22 protein-coding genes, 1 other RNA gene and 1 pseudogene are annotated in these 22,807 nt (G+C 65.4%); 4 read left to right on the forward strand and 20 right to left on the reverse strand.

All coding sequences use genetic code 11. The annotated features are described in order from the left end of the window. Positions 1-5: 5 nt before the first annotated feature. Positions 6-1,358, forward strand: coding sequence for a sensor histidine kinase (locus AC1PLS_RS17635; protein WP_046344461.1), 1,353 nt, complete (start codon positions 6-8; stop codon positions 1,356-1,358). On the opposite strand, the gene AC1PLS_RS17640 is transcribed toward AC1PLS_RS17635, so the two are convergent. Together AC1PLS_RS17640 and glmU are read right to left on the reverse strand one after the other, a co-directional pair. Continuing rightward, positions 1,355-2,329: a NosD domain-containing protein gene (locus AC1PLS_RS17640; RefSeq protein ID WP_481103901.1), complete on the reverse strand. Its 975-nt coding sequence runs from the start codon at positions 2,327-2,329 to the stop codon at positions 1,355-1,357. The two genes, AC1PLS_RS17635 and AC1PLS_RS17640, sit on opposite strands and share 4 nt — an antisense overlap. Positions 2,330-2,433: 104 nt before the next feature. Then, positions 2,434-3,798 (reverse strand): bifunctional UDP-N-acetylglucosamine diphosphorylase/glucosamine-1-phosphate N-acetyltransferase GlmU, encoded by a 1,365-nt coding sequence (gene glmU / locus AC1PLS_RS17645; protein ID WP_481103902.1) that lies wholly within the window; start codon positions 3,796-3,798, stop codon positions 2,434-2,436. Positions 3,799-3,943: 145 nt separating this feature from the next. On the opposite strand from glmU, the gene AC1PLS_RS17650 reads away from it, so the two are divergent. Beyond that, positions 3,944-4,327, forward strand: coding sequence for a GtrA family protein (locus tag AC1PLS_RS17650; protein WP_016901007.1), 384 nt, complete (start codon positions 3,944-3,946; stop codon positions 4,325-4,327). A gap of 42 nt (positions 4,328-4,369) precedes the next feature. Here the strand turns inward: AC1PLS_RS17650 and AC1PLS_RS17655 are convergent, their stop codons facing one another. The 10 genes from AC1PLS_RS17655 to AC1PLS_RS17700 form a co-directional block, all read right to left on the reverse strand. Beyond that, positions 4,370-4,939 (reverse strand): chorismate mutase, encoded by a 570-nt coding sequence (locus tag AC1PLS_RS17655; RefSeq protein WP_102251211.1) that lies wholly within the window; start codon positions 4,937-4,939, stop codon positions 4,370-4,372. A 233-nt stretch (positions 4,940-5,172) separates the two neighbouring features. After that, positions 5,173-5,595, reverse strand: a complete 423-nt coding sequence (locus AC1PLS_RS17660) for a F0F1 ATP synthase subunit epsilon (protein ID WP_024938404.1) — start codon at positions 5,593-5,595, stop codon at positions 5,173-5,175. Between the two features lie 142 nt (positions 5,596-5,737). Then, complete coding sequence (atpD, locus tag AC1PLS_RS17665; RefSeq protein ID WP_016901010.1) at positions 5,738-7,144, reverse strand: F0F1 ATP synthase subunit beta; 1,407 nt, start codon at positions 7,142-7,144, stop codon at positions 5,738-5,740. 144 nt (positions 7,145-7,288) lie between these two features. Continuing rightward, on the reverse strand, positions 7,289-8,152 hold the full coding sequence (gene atpG / locus AC1PLS_RS17670; protein WP_047129381.1) for a F0F1 ATP synthase subunit gamma: 864 nt from the start codon (positions 8,150-8,152) through the stop codon (positions 7,289-7,291). A 186-nt stretch (positions 8,153-8,338) separates the two neighbouring features. Further along, a complete protein-coding gene (gene atpA, locus AC1PLS_RS17675; RefSeq protein ID WP_039525261.1) occupies positions 8,339-9,886 on the reverse strand; it encodes a F0F1 ATP synthase subunit alpha in 1,548 nt (515 codons plus the stop codon). A gap of 47 nt (positions 9,887-9,933) precedes the next feature. Next, complete coding sequence (locus AC1PLS_RS17680; protein WP_016901013.1) at positions 9,934-10,461, reverse strand: F0F1 ATP synthase subunit delta; 528 nt, start codon at positions 10,459-10,461, stop codon at positions 9,934-9,936. Positions 10,462-10,464: 3 nt separating this feature from the next. Next, positions 10,465-10,935, reverse strand: coding sequence for a F0F1 ATP synthase subunit B (locus AC1PLS_RS17685; protein WP_016901014.1), 471 nt, complete (start codon positions 10,933-10,935; stop codon positions 10,465-10,467). Between the two features lie 113 nt (positions 10,936-11,048). Continuing rightward, entirely contained in the window at positions 11,049-11,351 is a 303-nt protein-coding gene (gene atpE, locus AC1PLS_RS17690) for a F0F1 ATP synthase subunit C (protein ID WP_002814105.1), read from the reverse strand. 73 nt (positions 11,352-11,424) lie between these two features. Then, on the reverse strand, positions 11,425-12,225 hold the full coding sequence (atpB, locus tag AC1PLS_RS17695) for a F0F1 ATP synthase subunit A (protein WP_016901015.1): 801 nt from the start codon (positions 12,223-12,225) through the stop codon (positions 11,425-11,427). Positions 12,226-12,250: 25 nt separating this feature from the next. After that, positions 12,251-12,616 carry a hypothetical protein gene (locus AC1PLS_RS17700; RefSeq protein WP_016901016.1) on the reverse strand — a complete coding sequence of 122 codons (366 nt, stop codon included), beginning with the start codon at positions 12,614-12,616 and terminating at the stop codon, positions 12,251-12,253. A 528-nt stretch (positions 12,617-13,144) separates the two neighbouring features. Between AC1PLS_RS17700 and AC1PLS_RS17705 the strand changes: the two genes are divergently transcribed. After that, a complete protein-coding gene (locus AC1PLS_RS17705) occupies positions 13,145-13,957 on the forward strand; it encodes a hypothetical protein (RefSeq protein WP_026064024.1) in 813 nt (270 codons plus the stop codon). Between the two features lie 433 nt (positions 13,958-14,390). On the opposite strand, the gene lpdA is transcribed toward AC1PLS_RS17705, so the two are convergent. The 5 genes and pseudogenes from lpdA to AC1PLS_RS17730 form a co-directional block, all read right to left on the reverse strand. Further along, on the reverse strand, positions 14,391-16,223 hold the full coding sequence (gene lpdA / locus AC1PLS_RS17710; RefSeq protein ID WP_039518769.1) for a dihydrolipoyl dehydrogenase: 1,833 nt from the start codon (positions 16,221-16,223) through the stop codon (positions 14,391-14,393). A gap of 16 nt (positions 16,224-16,239) precedes the next feature. Next, positions 16,240-16,887 carry a hypothetical protein gene (locus AC1PLS_RS17715; RefSeq protein WP_166770216.1) on the reverse strand — a complete coding sequence of 216 codons (648 nt, stop codon included), beginning with the start codon at positions 16,885-16,887 and terminating at the stop codon, positions 16,240-16,242. Further along, positions 16,884-18,656 carry a dihydrolipoyllysine-residue acetyltransferase gene (locus AC1PLS_RS17720; protein ID WP_481103903.1) on the reverse strand — a complete coding sequence of 591 codons (1,773 nt, stop codon included), beginning with the start codon at positions 18,654-18,656 and terminating at the stop codon, positions 16,884-16,886. The genes AC1PLS_RS17715 and AC1PLS_RS17720 overlap by 4 nt, the downstream gene beginning before the upstream one ends. A gap of 128 nt (positions 18,657-18,784) precedes the next feature. Beyond that, positions 18,785-19,541, reverse strand: a pseudogene (locus AC1PLS_RS17725) (DUF2884 family protein). Between the two features lie 235 nt (positions 19,542-19,776). Continuing rightward, positions 19,777-20,304, reverse strand: a complete 528-nt coding sequence (locus AC1PLS_RS17730; RefSeq protein WP_481104517.1) for a DNA-deoxyinosine glycosylase — start codon at positions 20,302-20,304, stop codon at positions 19,777-19,779. Positions 20,305-20,479: 175 nt separating this feature from the next. Here AC1PLS_RS17730 and AC1PLS_RS17735 point away from each other — a divergent pair, with 175 nt between their 5' ends. Next, on the forward strand, positions 20,480-21,151 hold the full coding sequence (locus tag AC1PLS_RS17735) for an OmpW/AlkL family protein (RefSeq protein ID WP_016901022.1): 672 nt from the start codon (positions 20,480-20,482) through the stop codon (positions 21,149-21,151). 85 nt (positions 21,152-21,236) lie between these two features. Here the strand turns inward: AC1PLS_RS17735 and AC1PLS_RS17740 are convergent, their stop codons facing one another. The 3 genes from AC1PLS_RS17740 to AC1PLS_RS17750 form a co-directional block, all read right to left on the reverse strand. Beyond that, a complete protein-coding gene (locus tag AC1PLS_RS17740) occupies positions 21,237-21,794 on the reverse strand; it encodes a CcdC protein domain-containing protein (RefSeq protein WP_024940264.1) in 558 nt (185 codons plus the stop codon). A gap of 25 nt (positions 21,795-21,819) precedes the next feature. After that, positions 21,820-21,895, reverse strand: a non-coding RNA gene (locus tag AC1PLS_RS17745) — sX9 sRNA. A gap of 62 nt (positions 21,896-21,957) precedes the next feature. Next, entirely contained in the window at positions 21,958-22,761 is an 804-nt protein-coding gene (locus tag AC1PLS_RS17750; RefSeq protein ID WP_039525243.1) for a MetQ/NlpA family ABC transporter substrate-binding protein, read from the reverse strand. Positions 22,762-22,807: the final 46 nt, after the last annotated feature.

Genomic DNA, 22,807 nt, shown 5'->3' on the forward strand with positions numbered 1-22,807 from the left:
CCGACATGTGGCAACGTTCCTTCACGTTCTCGCTGTTCCTGCGGCTGTTGCCGGTGCTGGCGCTGGCCGCCGCGCTGCCCTGGTTCATGGCGTACTGGATGGACCGTGGCTGGCAAGTGGCCGCAGTGTCGGTAGTCGTGCTGCTGTCGGCGATGTGGTTCAGCCTCAGCCGCGCCACTGCGCCAATGCGCTCGCTGTTCCGTGCCCTGGCCGGCACCACCAGCAGCTACCGCGATGGCGAATACAACTTCGGCGTGTACTGGCGCGGCAACGACGAGCTGGCGCAGCTGGTGCAGGCGCACGCGGAACTGGGCGAGGTGCTGCGCGCGCAACGGCGCAACCTGGTGCAGCGCGAACTCATGCTCGACACCATGCTGCAGAACACCCCGGTGGCGATGCTGCTGGTGGTGGCCGGTGGCGATGGCGTGCGCCGCATCGGCTTTTCCAACAACGCCGCACGCAAGCTGCTGCACGATGGCCGCAAGCTCGAAGGCCAGCACCTGGACGACGTGCTGGCGCGCATGCCGGGCGAACTGCGCGATGCGCTGGCCCGCGGCGGCGATTGCCTGTTTGCGGTCCGCGAGGACGGCGATGACGAAGACGACGAGCAGATCTATCACCTGTCACGCCGCAGTTTCCATCTCAACGGACGCGGTCACGAGCTGCTGCTGATCCGCACCCTGACCACCGAACTGCGGCGCCAGGAAGTGCAGACCTGGAAGAAGGTCATCCGCGTGATCAGCCATGAATTGAACAATTCGCTCGCACCGATAGCCTCGCTGGCGCATTCCGGTGCCGAGTTGCTGCGCCGCGAACGCACCGACCGGCTCGGCACGGTGTTCGAGACCATCGAAGAACGCGCACGTCATCTGGAAGGCTTCATTCGCGGCTACGCCCGCTTTGCCAAGTTGCCGCAGCCACAGTTGCAGACCATCGAATGGGCACCGTTCCTGGAGCGTTTGCGGCAGCAGATTCCGTTCCAGCTGCAGGGCGCACTGAACGATGTCTCCAGCCGCATCGATGCCGCGCAGATCGAGCAGGCGCTGCTCAACCTGCTCAAGAACGCGCACGAAGCCTGCAGCGAAGCACAGCCGCCCAACAGCGATGTCGCCGTGCGCGTCACGCGTGTGCCGCAATGGCTGCGGATCGAAGTGCTGGATCGCGGCAACGGCATGAACGAGGCCGTGCTGCATAACGCGCTGATGCCGTTCTACTCGACCAAGCGCAATGGCACCGGGCTCGGGCTTGCGCTCACCCGCGAGATCGCCGAAGCACACGGCGGGCGCATCTCGCTGCATAACCGCGAACACGGCGGGTTGTGCGTCACCTTGCTGCTGCCGGCTGCGGCAGCCGGCTAGTTGCCGCGCATCGTTCCGCGCTCTTGGATCCGCGGTTGTTTCAACGCACCACAGGCATCGTCGGCACCGCTGGTGCGGGTGGCGGCGATCGCGCCGTAATAGCCGGCTCCCACGGTGTTGTCGACGAACTGCCCGCCTTGCGACGGACATTCGCCATCGGGCTTGATCCAGTCCGAAAACGCCGCGTACTTGCCGGCCCGGACGAAACGGTTGGACGCCACGTAGGTGTTGTCGGAGGCATCGCGGGTACGCACGGCATCGCCGTTGACGTCGGTGAAGGTATTGCCTTCGATGCGGTTGCCGGACGAGTGGCGCGCCAGGTAGATCGCGTGCACGAAACCCGAGGTCCGGGTGTCGTTTTCGATCGATACGAAGCGATTGCGTTCGATGCGGTTGTCGCGCGAGTTCTGCAGGCGGATCGCCGCGAACGAATAGGCGGCCTCACTGCTGCTGCCATGGACCCCGCCGATCCGCTCGAAGGTCATGTTGCGGATGATGTTGCCGCTGTTGCCGTCCGCGCTGCGCTTGCTGCTGCCCAGGTCCATCGCCATCCAGTAATTGCTGACCTTCAACCCGGTGAAGGTCAGCCGGGTGCCTGCATCGCCGCCGCCCTTCAGCGTGAACCAGGTCGCGCCACCGCGCCCGTCGAACCACGGTGGCGCGGCAGCGTCGGACGCGGCGATAAAGCGAATGGGCGCCCCGTTGGTGAACGTCCATTGCACCGACTGCCGCAGATACGTGCCTGCAGCGATCACCACGTCCACCGCACCGCTGGGCCGCTGCTCCAACAGCCGCTGCTGGGCGGCCGCCAGACTCCGCAACGCGGTCGTTGCGCTGGTGCCTGCCGCCGCATCGTTGCCGTCCGGCGCCAGATACAGCCGGTAGGTCTGCGCATGGGCCGCAACTGGCAGCATTGCCGCCAATAGCAGCAGCCATGTCACCAGCAACACGCAACGCGGTGTTCGCACCATGCACCTCCTGAGCCATCGTGACGGGCATAGCCTATGCATGGCATCGCTTTACAGCAGCTGTGCGCTGCAGCGACATGCAGCCAGGCCGCAGGCCTGCAGGCAGGCTACTTCTTGGTCGGGCGTTGCCAGCCTTCGACCACGGTCTGACGCGCACGCGTGACGCTGAGCTGCCCGGCAGGCGCATCGCGGGTGATCACCGAGCCCGCGCCGATGGTGGCCATGGCGCCGATCTCGATCGGTGCCACCAGTGCGCTGTTGGAACCGACAAAGGCGCCATCGCCGATGCTGGTCTGCGACTTGTTCACTCCATCGTAGTTGCAGGTGATGGTGCCGGCACCGATGTTGACCTTGCTGCCGATCACCGCATCGCCCAGGTAGGTCAGATGGTTGGCCTTGCTGCCCACGCCCATCGTGACCTTCTTGGTCTCGACAAAGTTGCCGATATGCACGCCATCGGCCAGCACGGTGCCAGGACGCAGCCGCGCGAACGGACCGATCTGCACCGCCCCTTCCGTCACCACGCCTTCCAGATCGCAATGTGCGCGTACCTGCGTACCGGCGCCGAGCGTCACATCGCGCAGGCGCACGAACGGACCGACCACCACGCCATCGCCCAGCGTCACATCGCCTTCCAGGATCACGTCGATATCCAGCTGCACGTCGCTGCCCACAGTCACCTTGCCGCGCTGCTCCACGCGCGCCGGGTCGGCCATGCGCACGCCCTGCAGGCAGAGCGCACGGGCGGCACGCAGCTGCCAGGCGCGCTCCAGCTGCGCCAGTTGCCAGGGGTCGTTGGCGCCTTCCACATCCTGCGCGTCGGCCACATGCACCATGTCGGCCGGGGTGAAATCGGCGGCGGCGCTGGCAAACACGTCGGTGAGATAGAACTCTCCCTGGGCATTCTCGTTGGACAGGCCGGCCAGCCAGCGGCGCAGCGCCGTGGACTCGGCAGTGAGGATGCCGGTGTTGATGGTGCGGATGCGGCGCTGCTCGTCGTTGGCATCCTTCTGCTCGGCGATCGCGGCGACCTTGCCCTCGGCATCGCGCAGGATGCGGCCGTAGCCGGTGGGATTGGGCACATCGGCCACCAGCACCGCCATGCGCCCGGGTGCGTGCAGCAGCTGCAGCAGGTCCTGGGACTGGATCAGCGGCACATCGCCGTACAGCACCAGCACCGTGGCCGCATCCGGAATCGCATCCATCGCCTGCTGCACTGCATGCCCGGTGCCCAGTTGCTGACGTTGCTCGGCCCAGTGCAGATCGCCCTGCGCGGCAAACGCCGCCTGCACCTGCTCGCCGCCGTGCCCGTGCACCACATGGATCGCTGCCGGCTGCAGCTGCCGCGCCGTGGCGATCACATGTGCCAGCATCGGCTGGCCCGCCAGCGGCTGCAGCACCTTGGGCAGGGACGAGCGCATGCGCTTGCCCTCGCCCGCGGCCAGGATCACGACGTGCAGGGGCAGAGTCATCGAAGCGTTCCAGAACATGGGAGAGCCAAATTCTAGTCGCTGTCCCGGCAGTGCGTCGTGTCCTGCCTGCAGCATGCGCGACGCTGACACTTTTCAAGCGCCGCTGCCGTTAGCATGAGCGCCCTTCCACGATGACACGGCCTGCATGAGTCTGTTCCGCCAAGGCAGCCAATTCATGATCATTGGTGCCCTGCAGCTGGCGGTGGATTGCGGCATCTTCATCGCCGCCACCGCAGCCGGCATGCCCGCCGTGCCTGCCAATCTGCTCGGGCGGATCAGCGGCGCGGTGCTGGGCTTCTGGCTCAACGGCCGCTACACCTTTGCCCAGGAAGGTGGCGCACGTCTGGGCTGGCCGCGTTTTCGCCGCTTTGCGCTGATGTGGCTGGCGCTGACACTCATCAGCACCTGGCTGTTGTCGGCAACGGTGGATCTGGTTGGCCTGCGCCAGGCCTGGCTGGCCAAACCGCTGGTGGAAGGCGGCCTGGCGATCGTGTCGTTTTTCCTGGGCCGGCACGTGGTGTATCGCTGAGCGAGCGTCCCTGAGCCCGGGCAGTGTCGGACCCGGCGCGTATCAGTGGCAGAAATCGCCCAGGCTTCTCACCAGTGCCGCACGATGCAGCGCGTCCAGCTGCCATTGCGCGGCGTAATGGGCCGCCGCACGCGCGGTGCTGGTCGCGCATTGCGGCGCTGTACGTGCCGGCGCGACCTCGGCCAGTGCGTCGAGCAATTGACCTTGCAGTTGATCCAGACGCGTGCGCAGGATCGCCAGATCCGGACGCGCGGTGTCCGGCGCGCGTCCGCGTTCGCGCCAGTGGTGCAACAACGCGTATTGCACCGCCTTGTTGGCCTCGATCTGCGCAGCAAAGAAGCGCGCCGCATCGTCGGCATCCAGTCCATGCGCAGGCGCCTGCTCGCGTACGCTCTGCAGCACCGCCGCCTCGCGGGTCTGGTCCAGCACCGGCTTGCCGCTGTCCCACTTGCTCAGCGCCACCGCATCGCCGATGGCATTGCGTTGCACGATGCGATCCAGCAGCGGATCCAGCGGCGGCTGGCTGCGGGCCGGCAGCGCGCACCCCAGCATCGCCACGGCCAGCAGGCCGCTCAGCGCATAACTACGAAAGCCATCGATCGTGCGGGTCATCGGGTGTTCCTCGACGTGCGTGAGTGAGAGGCCGCACCGCCTGCAACCGGCGGCATGGCACAAGGCAGGCAGTGTGCCTGCTGTGCCCAGGCATGGAGGCGGCGCCACGCACGCGCAGCTCCAGAAACGAAAACGCCGACCCTGAGGTCGGCGTTTCCAGTCCACACCGGCGTGCGGCGCTGCATCGGGTATCACGTCTGCGTGCGCTAGCAAATGCGCGCACGCCCGCGTGCTTAATGCTTGAGGTTGCGACGCAGGCGTTCCAGTGCTTGCAGCTGCACGGTCGCCTCGGCCAGCCGACGCTGCGCATCGGCCACATCCACCGTGTCGCCACGGTTGGCCAGCAGACGCTCGGCCTCTTCCTTGACCTTGCGCACGGCAGCTTCGTCGATGTCCTGCGCGCGCACCGCGGTGTCGACCAGCACGGTCACCACCTGCGGCTGCACTTCCAGGATGCCGCCGGAAATGGCGAAGTCCAGCTGTTCGCCGCTGGCGGTGGTGACCACCACCTTGCCCGGCTTCAGGCGCGTGATCAGCGGTGCGTGCTTGGGCGCGATGCCCAGCTCACCCAACTCGCCGGTGGCCACGACCAGCGTCGCCTCGCCGTGGAAGATTTCCTTCTCGGCGCTGACGATGTCGCAACGGATAGTGCTCATGGTGCCTCGCGTTGTGAGGCGGGGATTGGGGATTGGGGATTGGAGATTGGCAACAGCGGCGTTCACCGTCGTTCCCATCCTCATCCACCGTCCCAATTACCGCCGTACCAAATCCCGAATCCCGAATGCCAAATCCCGGCTCTTACGCCTTGGCGCTCATCTTGTTGGCTTTCTCGACGGCTTCTTCGATGCTGCCGACCATGTAGAACGCTTGCTCCGGCAGGTGGTCGTACTCGCCGTCGCAGATCGCCTTGAAGCCGCGGATGGTGTCCTTCAGCGAGACGTACTTGCCCGGCGAGCCGGTGAACACTTCGGCCACGTGGAAGGGCTGGCTGAAGAAGCGCTCGATCTTGCGTGCGCGCGACACCGACTGCTTGTCTTCTTCGCTCAGCTCGTCCATGCCCAGGATCGCGATGATGTCCTTCAGTTCCTTGTACTTCTGCAAGGTCTGCTGGACACGCTGGGCGGTGTCGTAATGCTCGGTGCCGATCACCAGCGGGTCCATCTGGCGGCTGGTGGAATCCAGCGGATCCACCGCCGGGTAGATACCCAGCGAAGCGATGTTACGGCTCAGCGTGACGGTGGAGTCCAGGTGGGCGAAGGTGGTCGCCGGCGACGGGTCGGTCAGGTCGTCCGCAGGCACGTACACGGCCTGGATCGAGGTGATCGAACCACTCTTGGTCGAGGTGATGCGCTCCTGCAACACGCCCATTTCCTCGGCCAGGGTCGGCTGGTAGCCCACTGCCGACGGCATGCGGCCGAGCAGCGCGGACACTTCGGTACCGGCCAGCGTGTAGCGGTAGATGTTGTCCACGAACAGCAGCACGTCCTTGCCCTTGCCGTTCTCGTCCTTCTCGTCGCGGAAGTACTCAGCCATGGTCAGGCCGGTCAGCGCAACGCGCAGACGGTTGCCCGGCGGCTCGTTCATCTGGCCGTACACCATCGCGACCTTGTCCAGCACGTTGGAGTCTTTCATCTCGTGGTAGAAGTCGTTGCCCTCACGGGTACGCTCGCCCACGCCGGCAAACACGGACAGACCCGAGTGCGCCTTGGCAATGTTGTTGATCAGCTCCATCATGTTGACGGTCTTGCCGACGCCGGCGCCGCCGAACAGGCCGACCTTGCCGCCCTTGGCGAACGGGCACATCAGGTCGATGACCTTGATGCCGGTTTCCAGCAGCTCGGTGCTGGAGGACTGGTCTTCATACGACGGCGCAGCGCGATGGATTTCCCAATGGTCCGAAGCCTGCACGTCGCCGGCCTCGTCGATAGGACGACCCAACACGTCCATGATGCGGCCCAGCGTCCCGGCACCGACCGGCACCGAAATCGCGCGCTCGGTGTTGGTGGCCAGCAGGTTGCGCTTCAGGCCGTCGGTGGAGCCGAGCGCAATCGTGCGCACCACGCCATCGCCGAGCTGCTGCTGCACTTCCAGGGTGATTTCGGTGCCTTCGACCTTCAACGCGTGATAGACCTTCGGCACTTCATTGCGCTGGAATTCGACGTCGACGACCGCGCCGATGATCTGAACGATCTTGCCCTGACTCATTTTGCTGCTCCGGTTAGCTTTGTTCTGTCCGAGTGGCAAATGCCATCTCGTGGAATTTTGTGATTTGGGATTCGTGATTGGGGATTCGCAAAGGCACAGTTCGCTGCGCTCCTACCAATCCCGAATCCCCAATCCCGGCCGTGCTTATACCGCGGCCGCGCCGCTGACGATTTCCGAAATTTCCTGGGTGATCGCCGCCTGACGCGCCTTGTTGTAGACCAGTTGCAAGGTGCCGATCATCTTGTTGGCGTTGTCGCTGGCGGCCTTCATCGCCACCATACGCGCAGCATGTTCGGAGGCCACGTTTTCCAGCACGGCCTGGTACACCAGCGACTCGATGTAACGCGTCATCACGTGCTCCAGCACGGTCGCGGCATCGGGTTCGTACAGGTAATCCCAATCGTGGTGTGCCACCTTGTGCTCGGCGGCCGGCAGCGGCAGCAGCTGATCGAAGCTGGCCTTCTGCGTCATCGTGTTCACGAAGCGGTTGTAGACCAGATACACGCGGTCCACCCTGCCCTCGACGAAGGCATCCAGCATCACCTTGATCACACCGATCAACTGCTCGATCTGCGGACTGTCGCCCAGATGGGTGACGCTGCCGACCATGTTGACCTTGATGCGACGGAAGAACGCCGAAGCCTTCTGGCCGATGGTCACCACGTCGATCTCGGCACCCTTGTCCTGCCACGGGCGCACTTCGCCCAGCATCCTGCGGAACAGGTTGTTGTTCAGGCCGCCGGCCAGGCCGCGGTCGGAAGAGATCACGATGTAACCGACCCGCTTGACCTGCTCGCGCTCGACCAGGAACGGATGCTGGTAATCGGTGCTGGCCTGTGCCAGATGCCCGATCACCTGCTTCATCGCCTGCGCGTACGGACGCGAGGTCTTCATACGGTCCTGCGCCTTGCGGATCTTGGAGGCCGAGACCATTTCGAGCGCGCGCGTCACCTTGCGGGTGTTCTGCACGCTCTTGATCTTGGTTTTGATTTCGCGTCCGCCTGCCATACTCGCTCGCTTCGATGGTGGGATTCGAGATGGGTGATTCGGGATTGGCCAAAGCCGCCGACGTCACCTCACCCACAAACCCCGAGTACCTGAATCTGGAGATCCGAACTGGTGATCCTGGGCGTTCAAGCCCTCAGATCACCGCTCCTACGAATCCCGAATGCCCAATCCCGACTCCCGGCGCTGTTACCAGCTGCCCGTGGTCTTGAACTCTTCGATGCCCTTCTTGAAGGCAGCTTCGATGTCGTTGTCCCAGCCGCCGGTGCTGTTGATCTTGGAGACCAGCTCACCCTGGGTGTTGGCGAAGTGCGCGTGCAGGCCTTCTTCGAACGCCAGCAGCTTGTTGACCGGCACTTCGTCGAGGTAGCCCTCGTTGACGGCATAGATCGACAGCGCCTGGTTGGCGATGGACATCGGCGCGTACTGCTTCTGCTTCATCAGCTCGGTGACGCGCTGACCACGCTCGAGCTGCTTGCGGGTGGCTTCGTCCAGGTCCGAGGCGAACTGCGCGAACGCGGCCAGCTCACGGTACTGCGCCAGCGAGATACGGATGCCGCCGGACAGCTTCTTGATGATCTTGGTCTGGGCCGCACCACCGACGCGCGACACCGAGATACCGGCGTTCACGGCCGGGCGGATGCCGGCGTTGAACAGGTCGGTTTCCAGGAAGATCTGGCCGTCGGTGATCGAGATCACGTTGGTCGGCACGAACGCGGACACGTCGCCGGCCTGCGTTTCGATGATCGGCAGCGCGGTCAGCGAACCGGTCTTGCCGGTCACCGCACCGTTGGTGAACTTCTCCACGTATTCCTCGGACACGCGCGCAGCGCGCTCGAGCAGGCGGGAGTGCAGATAGAACACGTCGCCCGGATAGGCTTCGCGGCCCGGCGGGCGCTTGAGCAGCAGCGAGATCTGGCGGTAGGCCACGGCCTGCTTGGACAGATCGTCGTACACGATCAGCGCGTCTTCGCCGCGGTCCATGAAGTACTCGCCCATGGTGCAGCCGGCATACGGGCTGATGTACTGCATCGCGGCCGATTCGGACGCGGTCGCAGCCACCACCACGGTGTGCGCCAGCGCGCCGTTCTCTTCGAGCTTGCGCACGATGTTGGCAACGGTCGAGGCCTTCTGGCCGATCGCCACGTACACGCACTTGATGCCGGTGCCCTTCTGGTTGATCACCGCATCGATTGCCAGCGCGGTCTTGCCGGTCTGGCGGTCACCGATGACCAGCTCGCGCTGGCCGCGGCCGATCGGGATCATCGCATCGACCGACTTGTAGCCGGTCTGCACCGGCTGGTCGACCGACTTGCGCCAGATCACGCCGGGCGCAACGCGCTCCACCGGTGCGGTCTGGGTGGCGCCCAGCGGGCCCTTGCCGTCGATCGGCTCGCCCAGCGCGTTGACCACGCGACCGAGCAGTTCCGGACCGACCGGCACTTCCAGGATGCGGCCGGTGGTCTTGGCCACGTCGCCTTCGCGCAGGTTCTCGTAATCGCCCAGCACCACGGCGCCGACCGAATCGCGCTCCAGGTTCAGTGCGAGCGCGAAGGTGTTGTTCGGCAGTTCGATCATTTCGCCCTGCATCACGTCGGCCAGGCCGAAGATGCGCACGATGCCGTCGGACACGCTGGTCACGGAGCCTTCGTTGCGCGACTCTGCGGACAGCTTGACCGCCTCGATGCGGGTCTTGATCAGGTCGCTGATTTCGGAGGGGTTGAGCGTGGTTGCCATCGTTCAGTCCTAGGTGCCGGCCGCGAGGGCCATGCGTTTATGTGAATTCAGTGGGCGAGCGAGCTTTGCAGACGCGCAAGCTTGCCCTTCAGCGAGCCGTCGATGACCACGTCGCCGGTGTCGATCACCGCGCCGCCGATCAACGAAGCATCCACCGCGGTGGTGATGTCCACCTCGCGGCCGAAACGCTTCTTCAGCGCAGCAGCGATCGTGTCCAGTTCCGCCTGGCTCATTGCAGCCGCCGAGGTCACCGTCGCCTTGACGACGTGTTCGGCTTCGGCCCGCAGTTGTTCGTACAGTCCTGCCACTTCCGGCAGCAGCGACAGCCGCTGCGCGTCGGCCAGCAGGCCGAGGAAACGCAGATAGTCTTCGCTCGCCTGTGGCGGCGCCAGCAACGTCACTGCCTGATCCTGGCCCAGGGCCGGGTTGAGCAGTAGCGCGGCCACGCGCGGGTCGCCGGCCACCTGCGCCGAAAACGCCAGCGCATCGGACCAGGGCGCGAAGTTGCCGCCCTCACGCGCGATCGCAAACGCGGCGCGGCCGTACGGACGGGCAAGTGTGAGGGCCTGACTCATCGATTAAATCTCCGCCGCCAGCTCGTCGAGCAGCGCCTTGTGGGCGTTGGCATCGATTTCGCGCTTGAGCAGCTTTTCGGCACCGCTGACGGCCAGCACGGACACCTGCTTGCGCAGTTCCTCGCGGGCACGCGTTGCGGACGCGTCGATCTCGGTCTGCGCCAGATCCTTCTGACGGTTGGCTTCGGCAATTGCCTCGTGCTTGGCCGCTTCGATGATCTGGTTGGCGCGCGCATGGGCCTGATCAATGATCTCGTTGGCCTTGGTGCGTGCGTCCTTCAGTGCTTCGTTGACCTTTTCCTGCGCCTGCGCCAGATCCTTCTGACTGCGATCGGCCGCAGCCAGACCTTCAGCGATCTTTTGCTGACGCTCTTCGATCGCCTGCAGCAGCGGCGGCCAGATCTTGGTCGCGACGATCCAGATCAGACCGGCGAAGGCCAGCGCCTGGGCAAAGATGGTAAGGGTGATATCCATGGGTCGCTCAATCGCTGTTTAGGGGTGAAAGCGCCACCGCATGGCGACGCTTTCCGACCTTCATCCGCGGACGCAACCGCGCACGGTTGCCTCCACATCCTGCTACCGCTGGATCAGCCGGCAGCCTGCGACAGACGCTCGATGAACACCTGGGCCAGCGGGTTGGCGAAGGCGAACAGCAGGCCGACGGCGACGCTGATGATGAACGCGGCGTCGATCAGGCCGGCGGTGATGAACATGCGGACCTGCAGCACCGGGATCAGTTCCGGCTGGCGCGCAGCCGATTCCAGGAACTTGCCAGCCATGATGGCCAGACCGAGGCCGGCACCCAGCGCGGCCAGGCCGATCATGATGCCGACGGCGAGGACGGTGGAGCTCTGGACTTGAGCGAGGTTGGTCAGGACGGCGAGGTACATGGTGATCTCCGAACGAAAGTTTCTAAGGGTGATGGATGAATCGGGATGAAGCGTATGAAGGGTGCAGCGAAACTCAGTGACTGTCTTCGGCAAGGCTCAGATACACGATCGACAGCATCATGAAAATGAAGGCCTGCAGCGGAATCACCAACAGGTGGAACAGCATCCAGCCGAGGCCGAATACGCCGCCAGCGACCATGCCGGCGATGCCCGCACCGCCCAGCACCCAGATCAGCAGGAAGACGATCTCGCCGCCGAACATGTTGCCGAACAGTCGCATCGCCAGCGAAATCGGCTTGCTCAGCCACTCGACGATGTTCAAAAGCAGGTTGAACGGCATCATCCATTTGCCGAACGGCGCCGTCAGGAATTCCTTGGTCATGCCGCCCACGCCCTTGGAGCGCAGCGAGAAGACGATCATCAGGAAGAACACGCTGATCGACATGCCCAGGGTGGCATTGACGTCGGCGGTGGGCACCGGCTTCCAGGCGTGGATGCCGGCCCAGCCCAGCGGGATGGCGATGAAATCGGCGGGGATCATCTTGATGAGGTTCATCAACAGGATCCAGAAGAAGATGGTGATCGCGATCGGCGTCACCAGCTTGCTGCTGCCGTGATAGGTGTCCTTGGCCTGACGGTCGACAAACTCGAGGCAGATTTCGACAAACGCCTGCCACTTGCCCGGCACGCCGGCGGTGGCATTGCGGGTCGCCGTCCAGAACGCGAAGACCATCACCAGGCCCATCAGCACCGCCATGACCAGGGTGTCGACGTGGATGGTCCAAAACGTGCCGCCACCCTCGCGAACCGGATAGATCAGGTTCTGCAAGTGATGCTGGATATAGGAGGTAGGTGTTGCTGCCTCGCCCGCCATGTGTCCGGAGCCCTTTAAGTTCGAATCAACGCCTGGCCAGAGCCAGAACCTGAAAAATCAGCCCGATGGCGATACCCGCCAGCAAGGCCAGAGGAGGCAGCCGCCACAGGCCGAAGCCAAGCGCCAGCGCCACGAAAACCAACACCCACTTCAACACCATCGCCAGGATCAGCCGGACCATGGCAATGCCGGCTGCCTGGATACCGCCACCTAGCGCGGTACGTGCTGCCACCCAACCGCCCAGCACCGTCGCAAACCCGGTCAATGCCAGACCGGCAGAGTAACGGGGACCGACCAACAGCAACCCCAGACTGGTTATAGCTACAGCGGCAAGCGGATATACCGCAGCGCGCAGCATCAACCGCCGACCCGCGTCAACGGAGTTCAGCACTACGGTTACCTTACGTGTGAATGAGTGGGAAGCGCAGATGCGCCTCGTCGAGCCGCGAAAGTATAGCAATGGGACAAATTGCGAGACAACCGGCAGAGGTCATCCGTTGCTGCGTCGCACCATACAGGGTTGCCGCGGCGGGTGGGAACTTTGCCACAAACCGGCGGTCATAACCCGCGAGGCCTGCACATCCTCGTCGAAAGGTCCCGCCGCAGGTCGCGTATGGGAGCCCCGGAGCATCGGGGCTCCTGCTTTTTACGCATTTTGTCGCACCCTGCGACCTTCCCGTTGGCGGTCCAATCGGTGCCATGGCGGCATGACACATGCCGTCGTGTTTCGCGCCTGGCGCCCGGATTGCGCAACGTACGACTAAAGTCTGACCCCTGCAGCAGCGGACCGTTTTGTCCGATTGCTATCTCGGCCTTCACGGCAATGCGACAGCTCCTTCACTTATGGAAGACGCCGTCTTATCGAAGATGCGCCGCACAGGCCGAAACGCCTGACCATTCCAAGAATTCGGAGCTCCCCATGAAACACCTTCTCGCACTGGCCATCCCGTGCGTATTGGCTGCCGCCTACGCCGCGCCGGCGCACGCCGAAGATACCGATGACCGCTTCCAGCTCCGTCTGGGTGCGATGAACGTCGACAACGACAACACCATCCGTGGCAACACGCTGGTGGCAGGCAACAATGTGTCGGTCAACGAAGACTTCAAGCTCGGCGGCAAGGAATGGGAGCCGCGCGTCGACGGCGTGTTCCGCATCAGCACCCGCCAGCGCCTGATCTTCGATTACTTCAAGTACGACAAGGATCGCCGCGAGACCCTGACCCAGGACATCAGCGGCGGTGGCGTCACCGTCCCGACCGGCAGCTTCATCAAGGGCGAGCTGAAGTATCAGGTTGCCACCCTGGTGTATGACTACTCGGTGATCGACTCGCCGGAATTCAGCCTGGGCCTGCAGATCGGCGCCGAATACGCCAAGGTCGAAGCCAACGCGTACGCCGACCTGGGCAGCGTCTTCAGCGGCGATGTGCTGGACGAGAGCGAAGACGGCGTTGCGCCGGTGGTCGGCATCCGCTTCACCGCGCGCCCGAGCGAGCATTGGCTGTTCAACGTGCAGGGCCAGTACCTCAACACCAGCTGGGGCGACTTTGGCGATTACGACGGCGACCTGAGCCGCGCCAACGCGATTGCCGAATACCGCTTCACCAAGAACTTCGGCATCTTCGCCGGCTATGACTGGTTCAAACTCGACGTCGACCAGCGCGGCAGCGATGGCCTGATCGGTCTGAAGCAGGAGTTCAAGGGCCCGGTTGCGGGCGTGACGTTCGCGTTCTGATCGACGCGCAGCGTTGCACCAAAAGGCCCGCGTTTTGCGGGCCTTTTGTTTTCTTGTGCGGTGCCGACAGCACCAGCGAGTGCGCGGATATCGCCATGCGCGACCTGTTGCGTCAGCGCACCCGACATCTGCGCCTTGAAGACCGGATCGGCATGGCAATGCCGCACCAGCATCCACACCGTCACGCCCGCCTGCGCCGCACGGCAGGTCATTGTGCCCGGCGACGATGCGCCGGACCCTCGTCCCGCTGCGCAGCTGCAACGCGCCATGGGAACACAGCGCAGAGCATCAGCACTGCGAGCACTGCATTCCGTGGCGCATGCAGCGCCCCGGTGGGAACGGCCGCACCCTGCAACCCCTCCCGGCAGCACACCGAAACGACAACGCCCCGCGCAAGGCGGGGCGTCGCTGGCCGTGCCGCAAGTGGCGGCGCTTACTTCTTCTTGGGGATGTACAGGTCGGTGATGGTGCCGTCGTAGACCTCGGCGGCCATGCCGACCGATTCGCTCAGGGTCGGATGCGCGTGGATGGTGTGGCCGATGTCTTCGGCCTCGGCGCCCATCTCGATCGCCAGGCCGATCTCGGCCAGCAGATCACCGGCATGCACGCCGACGATGGCACCACCGATCACGCGATGGGTTTCTTCGTCGAAGATCAGCTTGGTGAAGCCTTCGGTGCGGCCGATGCCGATCGCGCGGCCACTGGCGGCCCACGGGAACTTGGCCACGCCGACCTTCAGGCCCTTGGCCTTGGCCTCGGTCTCGGTCACGCCGACCCAGGCGATTTCCGGGTTGGTGTAGGCGACCGACGGAATCACCCGCGCCACCCATTCCTTCTTCTCGCCGGCAGCCACTTCGGCGGCCAGCTTGCCCTCGTGGGTGGCCTTGTGCGCCAGCATCGGGTTACCGACGATGTCGCCGATGGCAAAGATGTGCGGCACGTTGGTGCGCATCTGCCGATCGACCGGAATGAAGCCGCGCTCGGTGATGGTGACGCCGGCCTTGTCGGCACCGATCTTCTTGCCGTTGGGCGTGCGGCCAACCGCCACCAGCACGCGGTCGTAGGCGGTGGCCTGCAGACCCGGCTTCTCGCCTTCGGTGGCCGCTTCGAACGACACCGTGATGCCGCTGGCGTCGGCCTTGACGTCGGTGGCCTTGGTCTTGAGATGGACCTCCACGCCCTGCTTCTTCAGGCGATCGGCCAGCGGCTTGACCAGGTCCTTGTCGGCGCCCGGCATCAGCTGGTCCATGAACTCGACCACGGTGACCTTGCTGCCGAGCGCGCTGTACACCGTGGCCATTTCCAGGCCGATGATGCCGCCGCCGACCACCAGCAGGGTCTTGGGAATGTCGTGCAGTTCCAGCGCGTCGGTGGAGTCCATCACGCGCTTGTCGTCCCACGGGAAGTTCGGCAGCTTCACCGCCTGCGAACCGGCGGCGATGATGCAGTGCTCGAAGCGCAGCAGCTGGGTCTTGCCGTCGTCGCCGACGATCTCCAGCTCGTTGGGCGACACGAACGACGCCACGCCGGTGACAGTGCGCACCTTGCGCTGCTTGGCCATGCTGGCCAGGCCGCCGGTGAGCTTGCCGACCACCTTTTCCTTGTACTCGCGCAGCTTGTCCAGGGTGATCCTGGGCTGGCCGAAGTCCACGCCGAAATCGCCGGCGTGCGCCACCTCGTCGATCACCGCGGCGGCATGCAGCAGCGCCTTGGACGGGATGCAGCCGACATTGAGGCAGACCCCGCCCAGGCTGGCGTAGCGCTCGATCAGCACCGTATCCAGGCCCAGGTCGGCGGCGCGGAATGCGGCGGTGTAGCCGCCAGGGCCGGCGCCGAGCACCACCATCTTGCATTCGATATCGGCCGGCTTGCCGCTGGCCAGCGCCGGCTTGGACGGCGCCGGTTCGGCCGGCGCGCGATGCGACGGCGTTACCGGCGGCTTGCTGCCAGGCGCGGCGGCAGGCGCCGCAGCCGCCGGTGCGGGCTTGCTGTCGGCCTTGGCGGGCGCAGCCGGTGCGGCGGCCTCGCCTTCGGCTTCCAGCAGCAGCACCAGCGCACCTTCGGACAGGCTGTCACCCACCTTGACCTTGAGCTCCTTGACCACGCCGGCGGCCGAGGACGGCACTTCCAGCGTGGCCTTGTCCGACTCCAGCGTTACCAGGCCCTGATCCTTGACCACGCTGTCGCCGACGGCGACCAGCACTTCGATGACGGGGACATCGCTGTAATCGCCGATGTCGGGAACCTTGATTTCAATGACCGCCATTTGCTTCTCCTGTGGCTCAACCGGCCGTGCCGGCAAGCGTCTGCTGGAGTTCATCCAGCGACGATTCGATTTGGGTCCAGCGCTTGTCGCGCTTCTTTTCCTTGCCTTCGCTGGCTTCGATCAGCAACGCGGCCTGCTGCAGCAGCAACTCGCCGGCGCCGCAGCTCGGGCGGGTGCCGCTGTAACGCACGCCATCGACCTGGAACGACAGCACCTCGCCCTCGCTCACCGGGGCGCTGCGACCGCTCGGCGCCAATTGCGTCAGTGCGCCGGTCCAGTTGCTGACCAGGCGCCTTGCCAACGCCGCCGGAATCGGGATCTCGACCGTTTCCGGAGTCTGCGCGGTGCGGAACTGCACGCTGCCGCGATCGCTCTGGCTGACCCAGCTGTAGACGCGCTCGTCGGCGCGGCTATGCCGCAGGGTCCAGTCGGCACCGTCCTTGCCCGGCACCAGCGATACGCCGCTTTCCACGCCACGGGTAGGCAGCGTCAGCAACGACAGGCTCGGCCGGGTGCCGGCGTCGAGCAGCGTGGTCACCGCGGTGCCGTAGTTGCCCACCGCCGGCGGCCAGCCGCGCCCGAGGGTGCTCTCGCACTCGCGTGCCGCCGCGGATGTCCACGGCAGCACGCCCAGCAGGGCGAAGGTCAGCAGCACTGCTCTCACAGCAGGACGCGGCGCATGTCGGCCAGTACCTGGCTGAGGTAGGTGGTGAAACGTGCGGCCAGCGCGCCGTCGATGACGCGGTGGTCGTAGCTCAACGACAGCGGCAGCATCAGCTTGGGGGCGAACTCCTTGCCGTTCCACACCGGCTGCATCGCCGACTTGGACACGCCCAGGATCGCTACCTCCGGCGCATTGATGATCGGCGTGAATGCGGTACCACCGATGCCGCCCAGCGAGCTGATCGAGAAGCAGCCGCCGCTCATGTCGGCCGGGCCGAGCTTGCCGTCGCGCGCCTTCTTGGCCAGCTCGCCGCTTTCCTGCGCGATCTGCAGCACGCCCTTCTTGTCGACATCGCGGATCACCGGCACGACCAGGCCGTTCGGGGTGTCGGCGGCGAAGCCGATGTTGATGTACTTCTTCAAGGTCAGGTTTTCGCCGGCCGCATCCAGCGAGGCGTTGAACTCGGGGAACTTCTTCAACGCCGCGGCGCTGGCCTTGACCAGGAAGGCGAGCATGGTCAGCTTGATGCCGGCCTTCTCGTTTTCCTTGTTCAGCGCCACGCGCAGGGCTTCCAGGTCGGTGATGTCGGCCGATTCGAACTGGGTGACGTGCGGAATCATCGCCCAGTTGCGTGCCAGGTTGGCACCGGAAATCTTCTTGATGCGCGACAGCGGCTGGGTCTCGGTCTCGCCGAACTTGCTGAAGTCCACCTTCGGCCAGGCCAGCAGGTTCAGGCCGTTGCCACCACCGGCCGGTGCGGCCCCGGCTGCGGCAGGCGCGCCGCCGCTGAGTGCGGCCTTGACGAAGCGCTGCACGTCCTCACGGGTGATGCGGCCGCCCTTTTCGCTGCCCTTGAGCTGGTTCAGATCCACCCCGAGCTCGCGTGCGAACACGCGCACCACCGGGCTGGCGTAGGCCACCTTGGACGGCAGCACGCTGTCGGCGTCGAAGGTCACCGGCGGGCTGGACGGCTGCCCGGCCGACGGCTGACCGCCCTGCGCAGGCTGCGCGGCCTCGCTGGAACGGGCGCCCTGCACCTGCGCGATCTCGCGCTGGGCCAGCTTGTCCGGCACCGCGGACACGGCGACCGGCTCGACCTTGCCGGCGGTTTCGGCGGTGTCGGTGCTGGGCTTGGCCGGGGACTGCGCCGCACCGGCGCCGCCATCGCTGGCAGCGATGATCGCCACCACATTGCCCTGCGAAAGCGTGTCGCCGACCTTGACCTTGAGTTCCTTGACCACACCGGCGGCCGAGGACGGCACTTCCATCGTGGCCTTGTCCGATTCCAGCGTGACCAGGCTCTGGTCCTTGGCGACAGTATCGCCGACGGCGACCAGCACCTCGATCACCGGGATGTCGGTGTAATCGCCGATATCGGGCACGCGGGCCTCGACCAGGCCGCCGTCCGAGGACGCGGCAGGCGCAGCCGGTTCGGCCTTGGCGGCAGGCGCCGGCGCGGCAGCGGGGGGCGCAGCCTTGGCCGGCGCGGCGGCCGGCGCGGGTGCGGCGGCGGTTTCGGCGTTGGCATCGGCCACTTCGATCAGCGCGACCAGTGCGCCCTGCGACAGCGAATCGCCGACCTTGACCTTGATCTCCTTGACCACGCCGGCCACCGACGAGGGCACTTCCATCGTGGCCTTGTCCGATTCCAGCGTGACCAGGCTCTGGTCCTTGCTGACCGTATCGCCGACCGACACCAGCACCTCGATTACCGGGACATCGCTGTAGTCACCGATATCGGGGACAAGTGCTTCCTTGATTTCGGCCATACGGGGAACTCCGGCAACAGAATGGGGAAACCCCTATTGTGGCCGGCTGCGGGCCGCAGCGCCAACCATTGCCGTGGAAAAAGTCGCGCACCGGACGGGATGCAGCGTTCGCCGGCGCATGCGCCGGATCATTTCGACGCGCGTCGATCGACCCGCAACAGTTGCAGTGGCTCGCCCGAGGGCAAACGATACGCCAGCGCATTGTCCAGGCCGTCGAGCGCCTCGACCCGCGTGCACAGTTGCTGCGCACGTGGCCGCAACGCACGCGCCTGCGGCTCGATCAGGCGCTCGATGCGCGTTTCCACCCCTTCCAGCGACCGCAGCTGCAGATCGTTTCCGGTCAGTGCCGACTGCACCGCACCGGCGACGACATCGCCGATCAGCTGCGGCAGCAGCTCGGCCACCATCGCGCCGATGTCGTCATCGATATCGATCGAGGTGAGCTGGCTCTTGCCGAAACTCTGCTTCAGGCGGGTGTCGATCTTTTCGCGCACGGCCGCCAGCTGCACGCGCGTGGCCTCGGGGCTGCGGCTGAAGCCGGCCGCCACCTCGCCCAGCGCGGTGACGGCGATATCGGCCGCTTCGCGCCCGACCTCCTGCGCCAGCGGCACCACGTCGCGGGTCTGCCGCTCGAACTGGATCAAGCGCGCGATCGTCGGCGCTCACCGCGACCCAGCGGTCGTCGACGAACAAGGCGCCCTGGCGCATCACCAGCCGCTGCGGCGTACCCGACGCGCGGATCAGGATCAGGCTGCGCGGGTTGAGCGTGAGGTCGTAGTCGCTGCTGACATTGCAGTGCAGATCGTCGGCGCTGGCGGCCGGTACGGCGACCAGCAGGCCCAGCAGCAGGCCCGCTGCCATCGGTAGTGCGTGCTTGATCGCCATCTGGTCGCTTCCGTTGATGCGTTGGCTGCAGCATGCCTGCACGGGAGTGGCACTTGCCCGTGCCGGACGCTGGCATGACTTCCGGCCGGTGGCTGCGCCCTGACCAACAAGGCCGGCGCTGCAGTGGTGACAGGTGTCGGCCAAATCCGCCCCGACGCAGGCACATGGCTAGCACGGCGCCATCCGCTCGCTGATGTCTTCGCTCATGAATTGGTTGCGCAGCGATCCGACGTCGCTAATCCAGTGCGTCGCGCAGCGGCTGCCAGGCCGCGCACAGCCGTGGCAGCGACCATGCCGCATTGGCCGGGCTGGTGGACGGCAAGGCCCATACCGGCAGCGTGTGCAGGGCGACCGGCAGCAGCGGCTGCACATGGCGGCGCCACGCCTGCGCAGCGGCCGCCCCGTTGCAGGCGACCGCGCGCAGCTGCAGCAGCGTCGCCAGCCGCGACGCCAGCGGGTTGACCACGATGCTGCTGGCGACGATGGCGGTGTCCAGGCTGCCGCGCCGCTCGCATTGGCCGATCACATCCCACAGGCCGACCTTGCAGTCGGCCAGCGCTTGCAGGCGCGCCGGATATGCCAACCCGGCGTGGATGCCCAGCAGTTCCTGCATCAACGGCCAGAAACGGTTGCGCGGATGGGCGTAGTACATCGCCGCGTGCAACGAGGCGTTGCCCGGCATCGAGCCGAGCACCAGGACACGGCAATCGTTAGGAATGTGCGCTGGAAGGCCCTGTAACAGGTCGGTTTTCGTCACGGCGATCGCATCTGCGTGAATGTCTTTTTCAGCTTGCCTGTTGCAGCCACGGCCTTCTCCGGAAACTTGCTGAACAAACGAAATTTTAGCGAGCCACGGGTGGGCGTGGATTCAGATTTTCAGGAATAGCTTTGGCGCGGCCCACTCCACGGGCCTAACAAGAACACTGAGGAGACCCCCAATGCGTGCCATTTCCATCCTGAGCCTGGCTGCCGTATCCGCACTTGCGTTTGCGCCGTCGGCATTTGCACAAGACACCACCTACACCGGCGACACCTCCTCGGCTTCCACCAGCGCCGATAGCGCTTCCGGAAAGCATTGGGCAGTGGTCGGCGGTGTTGCTCTGATCAAGCCGAAGAACGATCCAGCTCCCGGCCTGGACGTCGATGGCGGCCCGGCACCGACGCTGAGCGCCAGCTACTACATCAACGACAACTGGGCCGTTGAGCTGTGGGGCGCCGCTGACAAGTTCAACCACCGTGTCAACGCCGATGGCGTGGGCAAGATCGGTACCGTCGAGCAGCAGCCGATCGCCATCAGCGGCCAGTACCACTTCGGCCAGGCCGATAACGTGTTCCGTCCGTTCGTGGGCGTGGGCTACTACGAGTCGAACTTCAGCAACGAGAAGATCGACGCGGCGTCGGCCACCGGCCAGCACGTGGGCCTGGACACCGCCAAGGGTGTCATCGGCACCGTCGGCGTGGACATGAACATCAACTCCACCTGGTTCGCACGTGCCGACGCCCGCTACATGCGTTCGCGTCCGGAACTGCGCGTGGGCGGCCAGGGCACCGGCAGCGAGCTGGAACTGGATCCGTGGACCGTCGGCTTCGGCGTCGGCGCGCGCTTCTAAGCACGCCGGCAAGCGACGTTTCAGTCGAACAAGAACGGGCCGCAAGGCCCGTTTTTTTATGCTTTGGAATCGTGGCGCCGCCCGCTCAGCGCCAGTAGACGCTGCCGCGCAGGCGCGCGCTGCGCCAGCGCCACCACAGCAAGGTGGCATAGGCGAGCGCATAGCCGAGCAATACGCCGGCCGCGCCCAACAGGCTGGCGTGACTGAGCCATCCTTCCGTGGGCCAGGCAGCACCCTGCCAGGTGCTGCGCCACCCCTGCACCATGCCGGCGATCACACGTACCACCACCAGCGCGGTCAAGGCCAGCACCAGCCACAGGTTGGGCCGGTAGAACAGCCCCTGCTGGGTGCGCTCGAAGCGGGTCAGACGCAGTGCCAGCAGCCCCAGCGCCAGCCCGCAGGCCCAGCCGAAGGCGGCATGGCTGATCGCGCCGGGCCAGAACGCGGCGGCGATCAACACGAAGATCACGAACAACACCGTGGAGAGGCCGGCCGAGACCAGATTGATCATCAACAGCCAGCCGCGTGCCTGCCGCCGCGCGGTGCCGACACGAAAGCGCTGCACCAGCGACAACGGCAACAACACCGCGAACACCGCCAGGGCGATGATCACGGCCAGCGGTATGGCGAGGAGAAGTGGCATCACATGCTCGGTGGCGGTGAAGAGTGGTTGGCAACCCGTAACGCGCGGACGCCACGTGAACATGGACGGCGCGCAGCAACCGGCGTGTCCGTGTGGTGCATGCCGATGCCGGGCGCCGGCCGCACCCGCCTGGCGGTGAGCGCGGTCGGTTGGATCGCCGCTCTTAGAACGCCGGCAACACCGCGCCTTTGTACTTCTGCTCGATAAACGCCTTCACTTCCGGGCTGGTCAAGGCCTTGGCCAGCTTCTGCACGCGCGGGTCGTCCTTGTTGTCCGGGCGCGAGACCAGGAAGTTCACGTACGGCGAGTCCTTGCTCTCGATCGCCAGCGCGTCGCGGGTCGGATTGAGGCCGGCGTCGAGCGCGTAGTTGGTGTTGATCAGCGCCAGGTCGACCTGGTCGAGCACGCGCGGCAGCATCGCCGAGTCGAGCTCGCGGAACTTCAGCTGCTTGGGGTTCTCGACGATGTCGCGCTGGCTGGACAGGGCATTGCTCGGGTCCTTGAGTTTGATCACGCCCGCCTTGTCGAGCAGGATCAGCGCGCGGCTGTTGTTGCTCGGGTCGTTGGGAATCACCACATCTGCGCCGGTAGGCAGCTCGGCCAGCGTCTTGAACCGGCGCGAATACGCGCCGAACGGCTCGATATGCACGCCGACCACGGTCACCAGCTGGCTCTTGCGGTCGCGGTTGTAGGCATCCAGGTACGGCTCGGTCTGGAAGTAGTTGACGTCGATCTGCTTCTGCACCACCTGGTCGTTGGGCTGCACGTAGTCGTTGAACACGCGCACGTCCAGCTTGACGCCCTGCTTGGCCAGCAGCGGTTCGACCACCTCCAGGATCTCGGCATGCGGCACCGCGGTGGCGGCCACCGTCAGTGTGTCGCCGCCGCTGCTGCCACCGCTACCGCCACAGGAGGCCAGGGCCAGCGTGGCCGCAGCCAGGAGGGAACGAAACGCGAATGTGCTCATGTGGGGGTCCGTGGGAGGAGGAATGCGGCACTGCCGCAAGCGCTAA

Source organism: Xanthomonas sp. NCPPB 3218, from assembly GCF_056725185.1.